Raw genomic sequence first — 15,278 nt, 5'->3', positions numbered from 1 at the left:
TTTAATAATAAAGCCTTAGAGTAAGGTTGCTTGCCAAGTCTGGTCCCGCTCTTCCAAGAGCAGCACTCGTCCTTGGGGGACATCAATGTTCCAAAAAACAGCCTCTCGGTCAACCAAATGCTGGTAAATCAAGCGAAGGACTCCCAAATGAGCCACTAGAGCGATTGATTCCTCAGTAGTATCTAGCAGGCGGTCTGTTGCTGCCCAAACTCTGGTCTGAAAGTCTGAGAAAACTTCTGCTTCAGGAGGCGTGACCTCAAAGGGGGCTTCCAGCCAAGCCTGCCAGACTTCTGGAAAAGCCGCTTCAATCTCATCAGCTGTCAATCCTTCCCATTGTCCAAAGCCCCGCTCATCAAAGTCAGCTATGGGCTGGACTTGCCTGTCTGGAAAAGCCAGCTGGGCTGTTTCCTGCGTCCGCTTGAGACTACTAGTGTAGATTGCATCAATCGCATGCTTCTGCATCAGCAGGGCCAGCTGCTTGGCATCTTTTTGACCTTGCCCGTTGACAGAGACATCATGGCTACCATAGAAACAGCGCCTGCGGTTGTAGTCTGTCTGACCGTGCCGCATTAGATACCATCTTTTCATCCTAGCACCACCAATCCTAAGAGATAGAGGAGTTGGGCAACTTCAACATAGGCTCCTAGCGTATCGCCTGTGTGGCCGTCAATTTTATCATAAACGAACCGGCGATAGCCGATTGCTCCCAGAAATACCAAGCCGTAAGCCAGAAGGCCTCTCCAGCGGAAAACCAGCAGAGACAGGAGCAAAGGCAAAAGCTGGGAAAGCAGGATATGACTAGTCTTGCTACCACTGAAGAAATTTCCCGAGCCGCCACCTTCTCTGGCATAGGTCATCCGGTAAAGCTGTAGGCTCAGACCAGCCTTGCCAATCATGGTCAGACTAGCCACGATAAACCAGCGAGGCTCTGGCAGATAAGGGTAGAGAACCAGCATCAGAGCATAGTAGAGAATGAGTGCCAGAACGCCATTGCTGCCAATCCGGCTATCCTTCATAATCTCCAGCATCCGCTCCTTCTTACGAGAGGAGAAGAGACCATCTGCCGTATCCGCCAGAGCATCTAAGTGAAAACCGCCTGTCAGCAGAACATCGAAAGCAAGGGTCAGAACCCAAGCGACCATCCCTGGCAGGACTAGGCTCGTCAGGAAATAAAATCCACCTGAAATCAAACCCAGCAAAAGGCCAAAGAGGGTCAGAAAAGGCAGACCCCGTCGCAGATAGGAAATATCTACTGCCTTTGGAATCACAATCCGGCTAAAAAATTGGGTATAGATAATCAATGCCTTTATCATTTCAACTGCTGAGCGAGGCCGCAGATGACTAGATAAGCCTCACTCGCCTCCTTTGCAATCAGTTGGTTAATCTTGCCCTGCACATCACGGAAAAAGCGACCTAGTCTGGTCTCTGGGACAATGCCCAGTCCAACCTCGTCCGTTACAATCCAGCACTCAGCATCAGTCTGACGGATTGTAGATAGGAGCTCTTGCCATTCTTCTTCCAAGAGCTGCAGCAGGAAAGACTGCTCCTGCCGACTGAGAAAATGCTCCTCCGTCAGATCCAGCTTGTCTGGAAAATGCTGGGCAATCAAATCAAAGAGGCAATTGTTGGTCAGAAGGGTGGCACAATCCAGCAGGTAAACCGGATGCGACTGCTCTCGCAACCAGTCGGACAGCCCTGCATACTGCTCCTGAGTTGTCCAGGAAGCCGGCCGGCGTTCTTGGTGTAGTCGAATCCGCTCCTGCCATTCTGGATCCTCTCCTCGAGGCAGGCCGGTCGCAATGTAGCAGACTTCCTCTCGGTCAGCTAACTGATCCTCCGCAAATGCCGACTTACCGCTTCTGGCACCACCTGTCACTAACACAATCTTAGCCATTTGCTTCTTCTTTCATTTCTTGAAATGCCTGCTCAAAGGCTGACAAGGTCTGGTCTAGGTCCGCTCTAGTATGGGCACTGGACATAAAGTTGGTTTCATACTGAGATGGTGCCAGATAGATGCCCTGCTCCAGCAAGAGACCGTGCAGTCGTGCAAACTGAGCATGGTCAGCCGCCTTAGAATCCTCAAAATTGCGGACCGGCTTCTGACTGAAGAAGAAGCCAAACATGGTCCCTTTTGATACGACTTGCAGATCAATGCTGTACTTGTCTGCTAGATTTCGCAAGCCATCACAGAGGTAGCTTGTTTTCTCTTCAATCTCAGCAAAGAGCTCCGGTGTTAGCTGTTTCAGGGTTTCATAACCGGCCGTCATGGCGACTGGATTGCCCGACAGGGTACCAGCCTGGTAGATGCTGCCTAGAGGCGCTACCTGATCCATATAGAGGGCCTTGCCGCCAAAGGCTGCGACTGGGAAGCCGCCACCGATAACCTTACCCAAGCAGACCAGATCCGGATCTGTCTGATAGAGGCCAACTGCCCCCTGATAATGAGCTCGGAAACCACTCATGACCTCATCCACGATGAAGAGAGAGCCGTATTCCTGAGTGAGGGAGCGAATAGTACTGATAAAGTCCGCATCCGCTGGAATCAAGCCCATATTGCCAGCAACGGCTTCTAAAATGACACAGGCAATGTCGTCTCCGTGCTTTTCAAAGCAAGCCTTGAGAGCATCTGTATCATTGTAAGGCAAGGCCAGAGTTTCCCCAGCTACCTGAGCAATGACTCCGGCAGAATCAGCAATCCCAAAGCTGGCCAGGCCTGAACCAGCCTGAACCAAAAATGAATCACTGTGACCGTGATAGCAGCCGATAAATTTGACAATTTTAGAGCGCTTGGTCACTCCACGCGCTACCCGAATGGCGCTCATGGTCGCTTCCGTTCCCGAATTGACCATCCGCATTCTTTCCATGAAAGGCAGACGCTCCTGCACCAGCTGGCCGAGGGCAATCTCTCTGGGGCTCGGAGCACCAAAACTGGTCCCCTCCCAAATAGCTTCCTCAACTGCTGGCAACACATCCTTAGGAGCATGCCCCAAAATCATAGGCCCCCAAGACAGGACGTAGTCAATATAGCGGTTGCCATCGACATCATGCAGATAGGCTCCGCTGGCTTTTTCGATAAAAAGCGGGTGGCCGCCCACAGCCTTAAAAGCCCGGACAGGACTGTTGACCCCGCCTGGAAAGAGCTTTTGAGCCTCTGTGAAATATTGGTTGGAATGTTCTCTCTTCAAGTTCGTCCTCCTTATCTAGAAAACTGCTGATTTTCCGCAGTCTCTATCCTTCTTTCAGATAACCGGCCGCATCTTTGGCAAAATAAGTGATAATCAAGTCTGCTCCAGCCCTTTTCATACTGGTCAAAGTTTCCATAACAATAGCTTTTTCATTGATCCAGCCCTGCTGGGCTGCTGCCTTGACCATAGCGTATTCTCCACTGACATTATAGGTCACCAAAGGCAGCTGAGTTTCCTGGCGCAGCTCTCTGAGGATATCCAGAAAGGCCAGAGCCGGCTTAACCATGAGAAAGTCTGCTCCTTGCTCCTCATCGCTCTTGGCCTCTCTTAGAGCCTCCAAGCGATTGGCCGGATCCATCTGATAGGTCTTGCGGTCACCAAAGGCCGGAGCACTCTCGCCAGCATCTCGGAAAGGCCCATAAAAGCTAGAGGCAAACTTAATCGCATAGGACATGATGGGAATGTCTTCAAAGCCAGCCGCATCAAGCCCCTGACGGATAGCCGCCACAAAACCGTCCATGGCATTGGAAGGCGCAATGACATCTGCTCCAGCCCTGGCTTGGCTGACAGCGACTTCTGTCAGTCTAGTCAGAGACAGATCATTGTCCACTTCCTCCCCTCGTAAAATGCCGCAATGGCCGTGACTGGTAAACTCACAGAGACAGGTGTCTGCAATGACGACCGTCTCAGGGAAATGCTTCTTGATCAAACGGATAGCTTCCTGCACAATGCCATTTTCAGCTGAAGCCTGACTGCCTCTTTCGTCCTTTTCTGACGGAATGCCAAAGACGATAAAAGCCCGAATGCCCAAGTCCACACATTCCTGCACTTCTGGCAGCAAATCCTCGAGGGAGAACTGATAAACTCCCGGCATGGAGGCTACTTCTTGCTTTTCAGTCAAACCTTCCTTGACAAACAAGGGTTGGATAAAATCATCCACAGACAGCTTGGTTTCTCGAACCAGCTGCCGTAGACCGCTGCTTCTCCTCAGTCTGCGATGTCTATAAAATTCCATGCTTCTTCTCTTCTTTCTTGATTATTTCCTTGACCATTTCCTCAACAGAAGGACTCTGGGGCTGGTAGTCTACCCCATAGCCGGACTCCTTGACTGCCTGAGCCGTTGTCTGCCCAATCACTGCAATCTGATGACTAGACGCTAGATGGGGCTTAATAGCACAAAAACTCTGCCAAGCCGATGGACTGGCAAAGGTCCAAATCACATCCTCCTGGGACAGATAGGTCTCGAGCTGATCCTGACCAGCAGGGTTTGAGGTCGTTTCGTACATAGGCCAAGCCCAGACATCATGACCTGCTTCTTTTAACTTCTCAGCCAGACTGGGATTGGACAAGCTGCTCTGGGGCAGCAAGATCTTCTGCGTCGGCAGATCCAAAGCCAGCCACTCCTGAATAAAGTCAAGACCATAGTGGCTGCTGGCCTGAAAATCACAGTCTCGGCCTAGTTTGTCCAGCGCCTGACTGGTCTGAGGCCCGATGGTCGCAATCTGGAAGTCCGCTTTCAGATAGGGACTGAAAGCCTCTACTGCGACAGCGCTGGTAAAAAAGACCCAGTCGACTTCTGGCAGAACTGCTTGAACAGCTTCTGGTAAGGGCAAAGACTGACAGCGAATGAGAGGGACATGGTGCGTCTCAAATCCTGCCTGTCTGATCTTTTCTAGCCAGGCAGAGTCCGGCGCCTGCTCTCTGGTAAAGATTATTTTTTTAACCATGGCATTCCTACTGCTCCCTTATCGGCTATCTGGCGCACAGCCTGCTCTGCCAATTCCTGACCATCTTGCCCTTGAAGGCTTACAAAGACACATTGGCCGTCCTCCTTGGCCAGCATGGCCTCTAACTGATAGTCCTGACCCTTTTTCTGGGCAAAAGCAGCGATAGGGAAAGTACAGTCTGCATTCATCTGAGCCAAAACTTCCCGCTCAACTGACACTTCAGCAGCTGTCTTCTCATCCTGAACAGTTGCCAACAGTTGCCGCAGCTCCTCATCCTCTTTCCGGCATTCCACCGCCAAAGCGCCCTGAGAAATAGCTGGCAGACAAAGACTGGTCTCTAAAGGCTGAATGTGAAGACGGCTTTGGTCCAGCCAGCCCAAGCGTTTAAGACCGGCCATAGCCAAGACAATGGCGTCGTACTCGCCTTCTTCCAGCTTCTTGATACGTGTATCAATGTTGCCCCTCAGTGGCTTGAAAGTCAAATCCGGCCTCTGAGCCTGCAGCTGAACCTGTCGGCGAATGCTGCTGGTTCCTATAAGAGCGCCCTCAGGAAGATTAGCCAGCGTCTGGCCAGCTTGACGGAAAATCAAGCAATCTCGAACATCTTCTCGCTGACTAATCGCACCGAGCGCACAGCCCTCAGCTAGCTTAGCCGGCATGTCCTTGAGACTGTGGACCGCCATATCAATCTCACCAGCTAAGAGGGCTCGTTCGATTTCCTTGACAAAGACTCCCTTGCCGCCAATTTCCTGGAGGCTGACATGGGTCAAGCGATCTCCTTTTGTGGTATAGGGAACGAGGACAAAATCCCGCTCTGGATGGATCGCCTTGAGCTGGTCCACTAACCGCTGGGTCTGGGTCATAGCCAGCTTACTCTTGCGGGTTCCTACCTTAATGACCTTCATCTTTTCCCCTTTCTCTGTGCAAGCCAAATATCTTGGCAATCAAGGCAATGTCATAGTCTGAATGCTCTCCGACTGACAGCTCTTTGAGCTGCAAGATTGGCTCCTTCAAGACTTGGTTGATAATACTCTTCATGTGCTTGGAAATCTGCTTCTGCTCCCGCTCGGTCAAATCCGGAAACTTACGATTAAGGCTTTCCATGGCCGAAGCTTGAGCTTCCAAAGCCTTATCCCTGATTTCCTGAATCAAAGGAATAATGCCCAGCTGCTGACGCCAGTCAGCAAACTTGACCAGCTCCTCATCAATCTCCAAAGCAATCCGACCGGCAATCTCCTGCCGCTCCGCTTTGTATTGCTCCAGTTGATTGGTTAGATTTTCAATATTATAGAGCTTCAGAGATGAGCTCGGATGACAGGAACGAGGCAGACAAAGGTCAAATACAATTGCACCCTCCTTAAGCATAGAGGGAAAGATAATGTATTCTTCCGTTTTAACTGCCGAAAAAACCACATCCGCATCCGCCAGCACCGCTTCCAATTCATCCCAGCCATGGGCAGATACCCTGTCCTCTGTCAGAAATGCTTGGGCCTTGCTGACCGTCCGATTGAGCAGCATAACGGATTCGAATGGACGCTGCAAGGCATACTTAGTCACCAGCTGACCAATCTCTCCCAAACCGATTACAGCCACCTTTTTAGTGCTGTAATCCAGCCCCAGTCGGTCCAATTCTTGGATAGCCGTCAGACCGATAGAAATAGGCCGGTCATTGATTCGATAAGAATCATGCATGCGCTTAGCAAAGGTCAGCGCCTGCTTGAAAGCCTGATTGAGGACAATTCCAGTCGTACCAGCATCTTGCGCTGTCAAGAAAGCCTGCTTGAGCTGGCCCAAGACCTGACTTTCACCGACAATTTTGGATTCTAGGCCGATGGAGACCCGCAGCAGATGCCGCAAGGCCTCATCCCCCTCACGAAAGACTAAATACTCTTCCAGCTCCTTGACAGGAATTTGAAACCAGTCCGCCAAAAAATGCTTGGAATAGTAGCGGCCAGTATGCAGCTGGTCCACCACCAGATAGAGCTCAGTCCGATTGCAGGTGGACAGGATAATATTTTCCAAGATACTTTTTTCTCTTTTCAGGAGCTTCAGAGCTTTCAGCCCCTCCCGATCTGAAAAATGCGCTTTTTCCAAAATTGTCAGTGGCGTTTCCCGATGGGTCAAACCCACATATAATAGGTGCATGCTTCTTTCCTTCTTTTAAAGTTGGTCTAAAATTGCTTCTATCTTCTTGCGAATCTCCTTGGAACGGCTGGGCGAGAGACCGTTGGTCGAGATCATGACAGATACGTCCTTCTTTCGCGCAATGGCTACATTGTAGAAGTCAGAAAAGGTCTTGTCGCCCGTATTGTTTACCAGTTGACTGGGTGCCGCATCCACCATAATCTGACGGTTAACTTTCTCCTGATCTGTACAGGCAAAGACTAGCTTTGCGCCTTCCAAATCGCCTGTCTGGTAGGGTCTAGCTAGCCATTGGATCTCCGCCTGTGGAATGTCAGCATGCAGAGTCGGACTGACCACTGTCACAGCAGCCTGCTCAGCCAGCAGGGTCTTAATCTTCCGCGCTGCGACCTTGCCGCCTCCCACTACCACGACTTTCTTCTCTCTGATATTAATCATGACTGGATACATGCTAGCTTCTCCTATTTCTTTTCCCGAAAGATTTTCGCGCTGCGTTTGTAGATTGTATCTGGCTCCTCTAGACGGTCATTGACCAATCGAGCCAGCACAAAAAAGTAATCTGACAGGCGGTTGATATAGATCAATCCTATCTCATTGACCGCTTCATCTGCCTCTATAACAGCCACCATCCGGCGCTCCAAGCGTCTGGTCATGGTGCGGGCCACATGCAGAAGACTCGCAATCCGATGGCCGCCCGGAATGATAAAGCGGTCGATTTTCGGAGGGATATGCATATACTCATCCATCCGCTCCTCCAGCCAGCTGACATTGGCTGGCTCTTGCTTGTAGGGACGCAGTTCCCTCGGTGTAGCCAAGTCGCTGCCGCAGTCAAAGAGATGCTGCTGGATTTCCTCGCATTCTAGACGTAGGTCATCCAAGATGGGATAGTCACGCATCTCAGATACGACATAGCCTAGATGCGAGCATAGCTCATCCATCGTTCCATAAGCTTCGACCCGAATATGGGTCTTGGATACTCGGTCCCCACCGTAGAGGCGTGTAAAGCCCTTGTCACCGTATTTCGTATAAATTCTCATTTTTCTTCTCTGTTGATGATTTGATAAATCTGCTCCATATCCAAAGACTGGCGCAGGACGTCTGCCAACTTATCATACTCTCTGTCTTTAAAGTCTTTGATACTGACAAGCTGGTCCTTGAGCGGTTCTAAGCTCTTAGCCAGACGAAGTTCATTCAGGTACTGACGAGTCCATTCTAGATTGTCAAAGACCCCATGAAGGTAGGTTCCTTGCACCTGACCGCCATAACCCACTGCTCCATCCAGACGCTCGGTCGCCTCACCATTTTGCTCCTTGATGATGGAAAATGGCTCAAGGCTATCCGCCAGCTGGGTTTCGCCCATGTGAATCTCGTAGCCTTCTAAGTCTTGCCCCTCATGCAGAGCTCTGACCTGAGTCGTCCTCTTGACCGGCTGAAGCACCGTCTCGGTCTCTAAAATACCCAGCCCGCTAATCTCTTCTAAGTCAGACTCTAGGTGCAGCGGGTCACTAATCTTCTGCCCCAGCAGCTGATAGCCGCCGCAGATGCCAAAGATTCGCACGCCCTGCTCCAGACACTCGAGAATCTCGGTTTCAAGACCAGACTCGCGTAGGTAGTTCATGTCTTCGATGGTATTTTTGCTGCCCGGCAGAATCAAGAGATCCGGCCGACCGATTGCATCACCAGGCTGGACATAGCGGACAGAAACATCCGGCTGGATTTCTAGACTATGAAAATCCGTAAAGTTAGACAGGCGCTTGAGGCTGACAACTGCGATATCCAGACTCTTTCTGCTATCAAAGCGCCGGCTTTTCTGTACCAGGGCCACACTGTCTTCACTGTCAATATCCAGTTGGGCATAAGGCACGACTCCGATAACCGGCACCTGAGTCAGCTCTTCAATCATATCAATGCCAGACTGTAGCAAGGCCACATCGCCACGGAATTTATTGATAATAACACCCTTGATCCGCTTGCGATCCTCAGATGGCATGAGCTCAATCGTTCCGTAGATAGAGGCAAAGACGCCTCCCTTATCAATATCTGCCACTAAAATAACTGGCGCATCAACCAGCTTGGCCATGCCCATATTGACAATATCTCGGTCATTGAGATTGATTTCAGCTGGACTGCCAGCACCCTCAATGACGATGATATCATTCTCAGCGCCCAGCTCCTCATAGACTTCCTTAATCTTAGGCAGGAGCTGCTGCTTGTATTCATGGTATTCGACGGCATCCATATCCCGCAGTACTCGTCCTAGAAAAACAACCTGGGACTTGCGGTCAGACGTGGGCTTGAGCAGGACCGGGTTCATGCGGACATCCGGCTCCTTGCCAGCTGCCTCAGCCTGAACGACCTGAGCCCGGCCCATTTCATCTCCTTTCTTGGTGATAAAGGAATTAAGCGCCATATTCTGCGACTTAAAAGGTACCACTTCTAGGCCATCCTGCTTGAAAATCCTGCAGAGCCCCGCCGCAATAATGCTCTTCCCAGCATCAGAGGCAGTCCCCTGTACCATCAATGATTTGACCATTTTACATGTCCTCCTAGCTGCTCAAAGAAAGCAGCTTCATTTTCTGCCAGCGGCGTCTGGATAGTCTGATGAAGCTTGACAATCCAAGGTACAGCCAAGCCTGCCTCTACTAGCAGATCTCCCTGCTGGAAGAAATCAAACTTGCTGCCCTCCGCAATCAAATGCCCCTTCTGCAGCAGATAGGCATAGTCACAGCAGTCATACATCAGATCCATGTCATGGCTAGATACGATGATGTTGGTTCCAGCCTGGACTAGCTTTTTCATGGTCGCTGCCATCTGGTCCCGTCCTTTGGGATCCAGTCCTGCCGTCGGCTCATCAAGCAGCAGATACTTGGGCTGCAGGGCCAGCATACCTGCAATAGCCACCCGCTTTTTCTGGCCGTAGCTCAGATACTGCAAGGGTCTGTCCTGCAGATGGGAAATGTCCATCATCTCTAAAGCTGTCGCTACTCTGCTTGCTATCTCGTTTTCTTCATAGCCTAAGTTTTCCAAGGCCATGCCAATATCGTCCTTCACAATGGTATAAAAGAGCTGCTGCTCCGGATTCTGAAAGACCATATTGACATGCTGCCGATACTGGAACAAGGCCTTCTTAGAGTCGCCTACAGGCTGACCATCATATAAAACACTGCCCTTCTGCGGTTGGAGCAGTCGGGTGATGATTTTCATGATGGTAGACTTACCTGAACCGTTGACTCCCAGAATGCCAGTAATCCGGCCCTCTTCGAAGTCCATAGAAATATCGTGCAGCGTTGGATTTTCGTCATACGAAAAAGAAATATTCTTTACTTGTAACATCTATGTTTCCTATCTACTTTCCATTATAGTATAAAAGCAGTCTTATTGTAAATGCGCTTTCATTATTCACTGTGCTCTGCATCAAATCTTAGCGTCAGTACTTCATTTAAATGCTGATTATCATCTAGCAATTTAACAAAAAGAGTATTGGCTAATCTGCCCCAAGCTTGGTGTTGCTTCCTTTTATTGTAAAAGGAGAATTTCAAGTCCAAGGTATCCCGAATGGTCACAAACTCATAGAAGACCAGGAAAATAAAGCGATACATGAGGACAATCAAGTCTAGCAGTACCCGTGGCACATGCATGGCTTTAAAAAGCCGCAGCATCTGAGCAAAAGGCACCGTCAGGACAAAGAAATAAGTCGAAACCAAAGATGAATAGATGCGCAAGAGGATAAAAATGGTCTGCTGAACAGAAGATTGGCTGATGCCCAGATAGCCCTGACCTAAAGGCAAGGCCAGCAAGAGCTGCTCCTGACTGTTCTGATAGGTCAAGACAAAGGTCAAGAGACTAATCAGGATAAAGATACTGGCATGCAGATACCACTTCAGATAGCGCAGCCACGGAAGCCGAGCCACATAGCAAGTCAGAGGCGCCACCAAGATGATAAGTCCTAGCTGCAGACTCCTGACACCAGAAAAGCTGGCAGCTAACAAGAGCAGATAGATGACAAATTTATAAGCAACCGGCAGATTTTTCAGCCGATTTTGATAGGCGTATTTATCAATCGCAAACAAGTGGAGAGCTCCTTTCTAGCTTTGTTTTTACCATACCCCCAGTACAGAGCAGCTCCGGTCCCAAATAGGCTTAATCGCTATCAAGAACCAGAGCTCGCTCATACTGTTGAAGGCTTTTATTTATGTTCAGAGTTTTCCTTTTGTTGGCCTTGCTTTTTCCCTTTGTGGTAGCCAATGACATAGAAGATAATACCCGCTCCAATACTACCTTGCAGGGTGAAGAGCAGACTTTCTACTTCCGGACCTGCTGGCTCAAAGATTGGTGAAAACCAAGGCTCATAGTCCTTTTGGATAGAGCTAATGGTTTTTTCAGCAGCGTCATCTGTTCCACTGTATTCCACACCCTTAGGTGCAAAGATAAAGGCAGCTAGAGTGACTGCTACTGCAGCCAAGATTAAGATGATATTCTTGTATTTTTTCATTTGAACAGACCTGCTCTTTCTTTGACATTTTCTGAGATTAAGTTATAGAGGACAACTGTCAGCAATCCCTCTACGATAGCGATTGGGATTTGAGTAGTCAAGAAGACACCCATGAATTTCAGTGCAGAACCAACAAAGCCGCTGTTAGCATCTGGGAAGACCAAACCGAGCTGGATAGAAGTTGTCGCATAAGTCGCCAAGTCCGCAATCACAGCACAGATAAAGATCGAAACTGGTGTAGAAAGCTTAATGGATTTAGCAAACTTGTAGACAAAATAACCAACAAATGGACCAACCACTGCCATTGAGAAAGCATTGGCACCCAGAGTTGTCAAGCCGCCGTGAGCCAAGAGAAGGGCTTGGAAGAGCAAGCAGATGGTTCCCAAAACGCTGATAACGGATGGGCCAAACATAGCTGTCCCCAGACCAACCCCGGTCGGATGCGAGCTAGATCCTGTAACAGACGGAATCTTCAAAGAAGACAGAATAAAGATAAAGGCACCGGACAAGGCCAGCATAGTCTTGGAATTTGGATCCTCTGCAACGATTTTCTTGATGCGCATCAAGCCTACTACAAAGAAAGGCAGGAATACGGCGAACCAGAAGATACACCAAAAGAGTGGAAGATAGCCTTCCATGATATGCATAGCTGACACAGACTGGGTACTCAGTACCGCCAAAATAGCCAGCAAGGCAACGAAAGTTACTTTTTTATTTTTTAATAGTTTCATGTTTTTTTCCTTTTCTAAGAGCCTGAGCTCACAAGAATGAATCTTCATCCTTGAACATAGACTCTGATTTTAAAAAATCTTCTTTTTCACGAGGAAGGTAGTAAAATAAGGCAGCTTGGTTTCTGGTGTGATTCCATCGAGGCCCAGCATAGTCTGCTGCTTGTCCGTCGAAGAGTTGCTAACCATAAAAGTCTGCTGCAAGAGACCGAGCTTTTCGAGCAGGGGCAGGACGGTATCTAGGTGATTGGCCACCTTCATCAGCACAATCGAGTCATGCAGCTCAAGCGCCGCCTCAATCTTCTCAGCAGAAGCCGTAGCCGGCATGACCGCCAGAGACTCCTCATCCATGGTCAGAGGCTGACCTAGCTCAGAAGCCATGCTACAGAAAGAGGTGATACCAGGGATGGTCTGACAGTCGATTTCCTTTTCCAGCAGGGCCAGCAGATAGCTGTAAGTACTATAGACCATGGGGTCACCCAGTGTGATAAAGCCGACATTCTTGCCAGACTTGACATCCTCTGCGATTTCAGCAGAGATGGCCTGCCACTGGACTTCTTTGGTCGAATTGGAACGGACCATAGGGAAATGCCGCTGCTTGATTTCGAGATGCTCTTTCAGATAGGGCTCTGCAATACCTAATGCAAAGCTCTTGCTTCCCTTCTTAGCTTCTGGTGTATAGAGAATATCTAAGTCTTCCAAAAGCCGACTGGCCTTGATAGTCACTAGCTCGCTATCACCCGGTCCCACACCAATTCCGTAAAATTTTGCCATTCCTTCCTCCTATTCGATGATTTCTTCTAAATGCTGGATGTAGAGCTGCTGAACTTCAGGATATTCACCCAGACCGACTAGGTGAGCCTTAACCTCATATCCCCGCTCCTTGAAGAAGTGATACCAAGAACCTTCCTCATCTGAGCTCATATCATTGGTCGCATGGTCGCCCGCTACCAGCATGAAAGGTGCCAGGTGAACTTCTCGGACACCCTCTTTCTTCAGTTCCTGCTCAATCAGCTCAACCGGAGGATAGCTCTCTACACATCCGATATAGACTGAACTTCCCTTCATCATATGATCCAAGGCTGCATAAGCTGTAAAGGCATAATGCTGACTGCCATGGCCCATCAAAACTGTTGCTGCACCCTGACCCTCATGGCCATACCGTTCCAGCAGAATATCCTTGACGGCCTCATAGTCTTCCTGACTATTGAGCAGAGGCTTGGCAACGAATAGCTTTTTAAAAGCTGATTCAAACTCTTTGGCTTGGGCGAGAATTTTTTCGTACTCGCTGCCCAAAATGACATGGAGAGGCTGGATATAGACCTCTTCAGTGCCCACTTCCAAGAGCTGCTCTAACATCTCTTTGACTGTAGGAATATCTAGCCCTTCCTGCTTCTTAATCCGCCGTCTAACGACATTGGATGTAAAAGCTCGGTGAACCGGATAGTCTGGAAAATGTTCCTGAATAGCCTGCTCACAAGCCTCAATTGTTTTGCGTCTGGTCTCGGGATAGGTCGTTCCGAAACTGACTACTACTATAGCTTTACTCATGACCTGCATCCTTTCAGAGAATTTCCCGACATTTATCGATGATGGAAGCGATAGTCGCTTCATCCGTCTCAACAATCTTGCTAAAGCCCGCTTCCTCTAAAACAGCCCGCGTGCTGGCACCCATGACAACGATAGGGACATCTGTCCAGTCAAATCCAGCTTCCTGACTAGCTGCTACAAAGTTCATGGCCGCAGCAGAGTTCGGAAGACAGACCACTTCAATCTCGGACCAATTGTCACTGCTAATCTGACTGTCAAAGGCCAGCCTGTGGCTAGCAATAATCGGCAGCGAATAGAGTTCTGCCAGACTAGCTTTCTTATGCTCAGCAGTCAGAATATACCAGTTGCCGCCTTCTTTTTCAAGAGCAGCCGCGAAATCCACATCCGACTGCTGTGGCGTCATCCGATCCAGTACAATACCGCTCGCTTCGATAGATTTAGCCGTATGATGACCAATAGCTGCAAAGCGGATGTGCGGCAGACTGCGCAAGTCTTTGCCTGCCTTGCGGAGGGCTTTCAAGAAGAGAGGCCAGCTCTGCATATCTGCAAAGAGGAGACCATCTACCTGCTCCAAGTCCGGCAGCTGCAATTCTAACTCTTCAACCAAATCTCGAGCAGGGAAAGTGGTCAGCGCCGCTCCAGCATCCTTGAGCAAGCGAGGAAGTCTGCCCGTCTCTGACTGCTGGATAAGGATATTACGACCGAAAAGCGGCAGATTCTCATGGAAATTCAGCTGCTGTCTATAGGCCACGACATCACCTACCACGATGACACTCGGTGCCTTAAAGTCCTCAGCTTCTGCTAGTTCGACTATGTTACCCAAGGTTCCGTCCACTGAACGCTGCTGAGGATGGGTTCCCCATTCAACGATGGCGGCTGGCTTGTCCTTGCCATAGCCTCTAGCCGTCAGCTCTTGGACGATGGTAGGCAGATTTTTCATGCCCATGAGGAAGACCAAGGTTCCTTTGAGCTCAGAAATTGCTTCCCAGTTGAGCATTTCTGTCTCATCCTTGAGATGGGCTGTAAAGACATGGAAGCTAGTCGCTACATCCCGATAAGTCATAGGAATCCCTGCATAGGTCAAACCAGCCACAGCAGAGGTGATACCTGGCACCACTTCAAAGTCCACACCAGCTTCCACCAGCTTGACTCCTTCTTCTCCGCCTCGGCCAAAGATATAGGGATCACCGCTCTTGAGGCGGACTACCCGCTTGCCCTGACGGGCTTTTTCAATGAGAATCTTTTCAATCTCTTCCTGTCGGATGCAGGGCTGGCCTGGCTTTTTACCGACATCGATCTTTTCGCAGTCAGACTTTAGATGCTGAAAGAGTTCCTGATTGACCAAGCGGTCAAAGACCAAGACATCTGCTTCTTGAAGACGTCTCTTTCCTTTGAGGGTCAACAACTCCGCATCGCCTGGACCTGCTCCCAGTAATGTTACTAAACCGGACAT

General features: G+C 49.5%; 18 protein-coding genes. All 18 read right to left on the bottom strand.

What is annotated here, in order from left to right; all coding sequences use genetic code 11:
• Positions 1-15: 15 nt before the first annotated feature.
• The 18 genes from HMPREF1150_RS05500 to cobA all read right to left on the bottom strand — a co-directional run bounded on the left by HMPREF1150_RS05500 (position 16) and on the right by cobA (position 15,278).
• A complete protein-coding gene (locus tag HMPREF1150_RS05500) occupies positions 16-588 on the bottom strand; it encodes a histidine phosphatase family protein (RefSeq protein WP_009659714.1) in 573 nt (190 codons plus the stop codon).
• Entirely contained in the window at positions 585-1,313 is a 729-nt protein-coding gene (gene cobS, locus HMPREF1150_RS05505) for an adenosylcobinamide-GDP ribazoletransferase (RefSeq protein ID WP_009659788.1), read from the bottom strand. The genes HMPREF1150_RS05500 and cobS overlap by 4 nt, the downstream gene beginning before the upstream one ends.
• Positions 1,310-1,894, bottom strand: a complete 585-nt coding sequence (cobU, locus tag HMPREF1150_RS05510; RefSeq protein WP_009659674.1) for a bifunctional adenosylcobinamide kinase/adenosylcobinamide-phosphate guanylyltransferase — start codon at positions 1,892-1,894, stop codon at positions 1,310-1,312. Before cobU ends, cobS begins: the two co-directional genes overlap by 4 nt.
• On the bottom strand, positions 1,887-3,185 hold the full coding sequence (gene hemL / locus HMPREF1150_RS05515) for a glutamate-1-semialdehyde 2,1-aminomutase (RefSeq protein ID WP_009659579.1): 1,299 nt from the start codon (positions 3,183-3,185) through the stop codon (positions 1,887-1,889). Before hemL ends, cobU begins: the two co-directional genes overlap by 8 nt.
• 43 nt (positions 3,186-3,228) lie before the next feature.
• The gene (gene hemB, locus HMPREF1150_RS05520) at positions 3,229-4,200 is read right to left on the bottom strand and encodes a porphobilinogen synthase (protein ID WP_009659637.1); all 972 of its coding nucleotides are present in this window, start codon (positions 4,198-4,200) and stop codon (positions 3,229-3,231) included.
• A complete protein-coding gene (locus HMPREF1150_RS05525; RefSeq protein WP_009659762.1) occupies positions 4,187-4,912 on the bottom strand; it encodes a uroporphyrinogen-III synthase in 726 nt (241 codons plus the stop codon). The genes hemB and HMPREF1150_RS05525 overlap by 14 nt, the downstream gene beginning before the upstream one ends.
• The gene (gene hemC, locus HMPREF1150_RS05530; RefSeq protein ID WP_009659578.1) at positions 4,897-5,817 is read right to left on the bottom strand and encodes a hydroxymethylbilane synthase; all 921 of its coding nucleotides are present in this window, start codon (positions 5,815-5,817) and stop codon (positions 4,897-4,899) included. Before hemC ends, HMPREF1150_RS05525 begins: the two co-directional genes overlap by 16 nt.
• Entirely contained in the window at positions 5,804-7,057 is a 1,254-nt protein-coding gene (gene hemA / locus HMPREF1150_RS05535) for a glutamyl-tRNA reductase (RefSeq protein ID WP_009659803.1), read from the bottom strand. The genes hemC and hemA overlap by 14 nt, the downstream gene beginning before the upstream one ends.
• Positions 7,058-7,072: 15 nt before the next feature.
• Positions 7,073-7,504 carry a bifunctional precorrin-2 dehydrogenase/sirohydrochlorin ferrochelatase gene (locus HMPREF1150_RS05540; protein ID WP_009659744.1) on the bottom strand — a complete coding sequence of 144 codons (432 nt, stop codon included), beginning with the start codon at positions 7,502-7,504 and terminating at the stop codon, positions 7,073-7,075.
• An 11-nt stretch (positions 7,505-7,515) separates the two neighbouring features.
• The gene (locus tag HMPREF1150_RS05545; protein ID WP_002896444.1) at positions 7,516-8,091 is read right to left on the bottom strand and encodes a cob(I)yrinic acid a,c-diamide adenosyltransferase; all 576 of its coding nucleotides are present in this window, start codon (positions 8,089-8,091) and stop codon (positions 7,516-7,518) included.
• Complete coding sequence (locus HMPREF1150_RS05550) at positions 8,088-9,587, bottom strand: cobyric acid synthase (protein ID WP_009659648.1); 1,500 nt, start codon at positions 9,585-9,587, stop codon at positions 8,088-8,090. Before HMPREF1150_RS05550 ends, HMPREF1150_RS05545 begins: the two co-directional genes overlap by 4 nt.
• Positions 9,572-10,387, bottom strand: coding sequence for an energy-coupling factor ABC transporter ATP-binding protein (locus HMPREF1150_RS05555; protein WP_009659615.1), 816 nt, complete (start codon positions 10,385-10,387; stop codon positions 9,572-9,574). The genes HMPREF1150_RS05550 and HMPREF1150_RS05555 overlap by 16 nt, the downstream gene beginning before the upstream one ends.
• 62 nt (positions 10,388-10,449) lie before the next feature.
• Positions 10,450-11,124: a CbiQ family ECF transporter T component gene (locus HMPREF1150_RS05560; RefSeq protein WP_009659691.1), complete on the bottom strand. Its 675-nt coding sequence runs from the start codon at positions 11,122-11,124 to the stop codon at positions 10,450-10,452.
• 116 nt (positions 11,125-11,240) lie between these two features.
• A complete protein-coding gene (locus HMPREF1150_RS05565; protein WP_002896451.1) occupies positions 11,241-11,546 on the bottom strand; it encodes an energy-coupling factor ABC transporter substrate-binding protein in 306 nt (101 codons plus the stop codon).
• Complete coding sequence (locus HMPREF1150_RS05570; protein ID WP_002901131.1) at positions 11,543-12,277, bottom strand: energy-coupling factor ABC transporter permease; 735 nt, start codon at positions 12,275-12,277, stop codon at positions 11,543-11,545. The genes HMPREF1150_RS05565 and HMPREF1150_RS05570 overlap by 4 nt, the downstream gene beginning before the upstream one ends.
• 69 nt (positions 12,278-12,346) lie before the next feature.
• Complete coding sequence (locus HMPREF1150_RS05575) at positions 12,347-13,048, bottom strand: cobalt-factor II C(20)-methyltransferase (protein ID WP_009659831.1); 702 nt, start codon at positions 13,046-13,048, stop codon at positions 12,347-12,349.
• 9 nt (positions 13,049-13,057) lie between these two features.
• Complete coding sequence (locus tag HMPREF1150_RS05580) at positions 13,058-13,825, bottom strand: sirohydrochlorin cobaltochelatase (RefSeq protein WP_032905441.1); 768 nt, start codon at positions 13,823-13,825, stop codon at positions 13,058-13,060.
• A 13-nt stretch (positions 13,826-13,838) separates the two neighbouring features.
• Positions 13,839-15,278 carry a uroporphyrinogen-III C-methyltransferase gene (cobA, locus tag HMPREF1150_RS05585; protein WP_009659591.1) on the bottom strand — a complete coding sequence of 480 codons (1,440 nt, stop codon included), beginning with the start codon at positions 15,276-15,278 and terminating at the stop codon, positions 13,839-13,841.

This window comes from Streptococcus sp. AS14 (assembly GCF_000286495.1).
Taxonomy (GTDB): Bacteria; Bacillota; Bacilli; order Lactobacillales; family Streptococcaceae; genus Streptococcus; species Streptococcus sanguinis_P.
Note: the sequence above shows the minus strand (reverse complement) of the source record. Positions and strands in the feature narration are given on the sequence as shown.

What these genes read in the sequence shown, in the direction of transcription:
- hemB (WP_009659637.1), bottom strand. Translation starts at nt 4,200, where the DNA reads ATGGAATTTTATAGACATCGCAGACTGAGGAGAAGCAGCGGTCTACGG.
- cobS (WP_009659788.1), bottom strand. Translation starts at nt 1,313, where the DNA reads ATGATAAAGGCATTGATTATCTATACCCAATTTTTTAGCCGGATTGTG.
- cobA (WP_009659591.1), bottom strand. Translation starts at nt 15,278, where the DNA reads ATGTCCGGTTTAGTAACATTACTGGGAGCAGGTCCAGGCGATGCGGAG.
- HMPREF1150_RS05580 (WP_032905441.1), bottom strand. Translation starts at nt 13,825, where the DNA reads ATGAGTAAAGCTATAGTAGTAGTCAGTTTCGGAACGACCTATCCCGAG.
- hemC (WP_009659578.1), bottom strand. Translation starts at nt 5,817, where the DNA reads ATGAAGGTCATTAAGGTAGGAACCCGCAAGAGTAAGCTGGCTATGACC.
- HMPREF1150_RS05565 (WP_002896451.1), bottom strand. Translation starts at nt 11,546, where the DNA reads ATGAAAAAATACAAGAATATCATCTTAATCTTGGCTGCAGTAGCAGTC.
- HMPREF1150_RS05545 (WP_002896444.1), bottom strand. Translation starts at nt 8,091, where the DNA reads ATGAGAATTTATACGAAATACGGTGACAAGGGCTTTACACGCCTCTAC.
- cobU (WP_009659674.1), bottom strand. Translation starts at nt 1,894, where the DNA reads ATGGCTAAGATTGTGTTAGTGACAGGTGGTGCCAGAAGCGGTAAGTCG.
- HMPREF1150_RS05525 (WP_009659762.1), bottom strand. Translation starts at nt 4,912, where the DNA reads ATGGTTAAAAAAATAATCTTTACCAGAGAGCAGGCGCCGGACTCTGCC.
- HMPREF1150_RS05540 (WP_009659744.1), bottom strand. Translation starts at nt 7,504, where the DNA reads ATGTATCCAGTCATGATTAATATCAGAGAGAAGAAAGTCGTGGTAGTG.
- HMPREF1150_RS05575 (WP_009659831.1), bottom strand. Translation starts at nt 13,048, where the DNA reads ATGGCAAAATTTTACGGAATTGGTGTGGGACCGGGTGATAGCGAGCTA.
- HMPREF1150_RS05550 (WP_009659648.1), bottom strand. Translation starts at nt 9,587, where the DNA reads ATGGTCAAATCATTGATGGTACAGGGGACTGCCTCTGATGCTGGGAAG.
- HMPREF1150_RS05500 (WP_009659714.1), bottom strand. Translation starts at nt 588, where the DNA reads ATGAAAAGATGGTATCTAATGCGGCACGGTCAGACAGACTACAACCGC.
- HMPREF1150_RS05570 (WP_002901131.1), bottom strand. Translation starts at nt 12,277, where the DNA reads ATGAAACTATTAAAAAATAAAAAAGTAACTTTCGTTGCCTTGCTGGCT.
- hemA (WP_009659803.1), bottom strand. Translation starts at nt 7,057, where the DNA reads ATGCACCTATTATATGTGGGTTTGACCCATCGGGAAACGCCACTGACA.
- HMPREF1150_RS05555 (WP_009659615.1), bottom strand. Translation starts at nt 10,387, where the DNA reads ATGTTACAAGTAAAGAATATTTCTTTTTCGTATGACGAAAATCCAACG.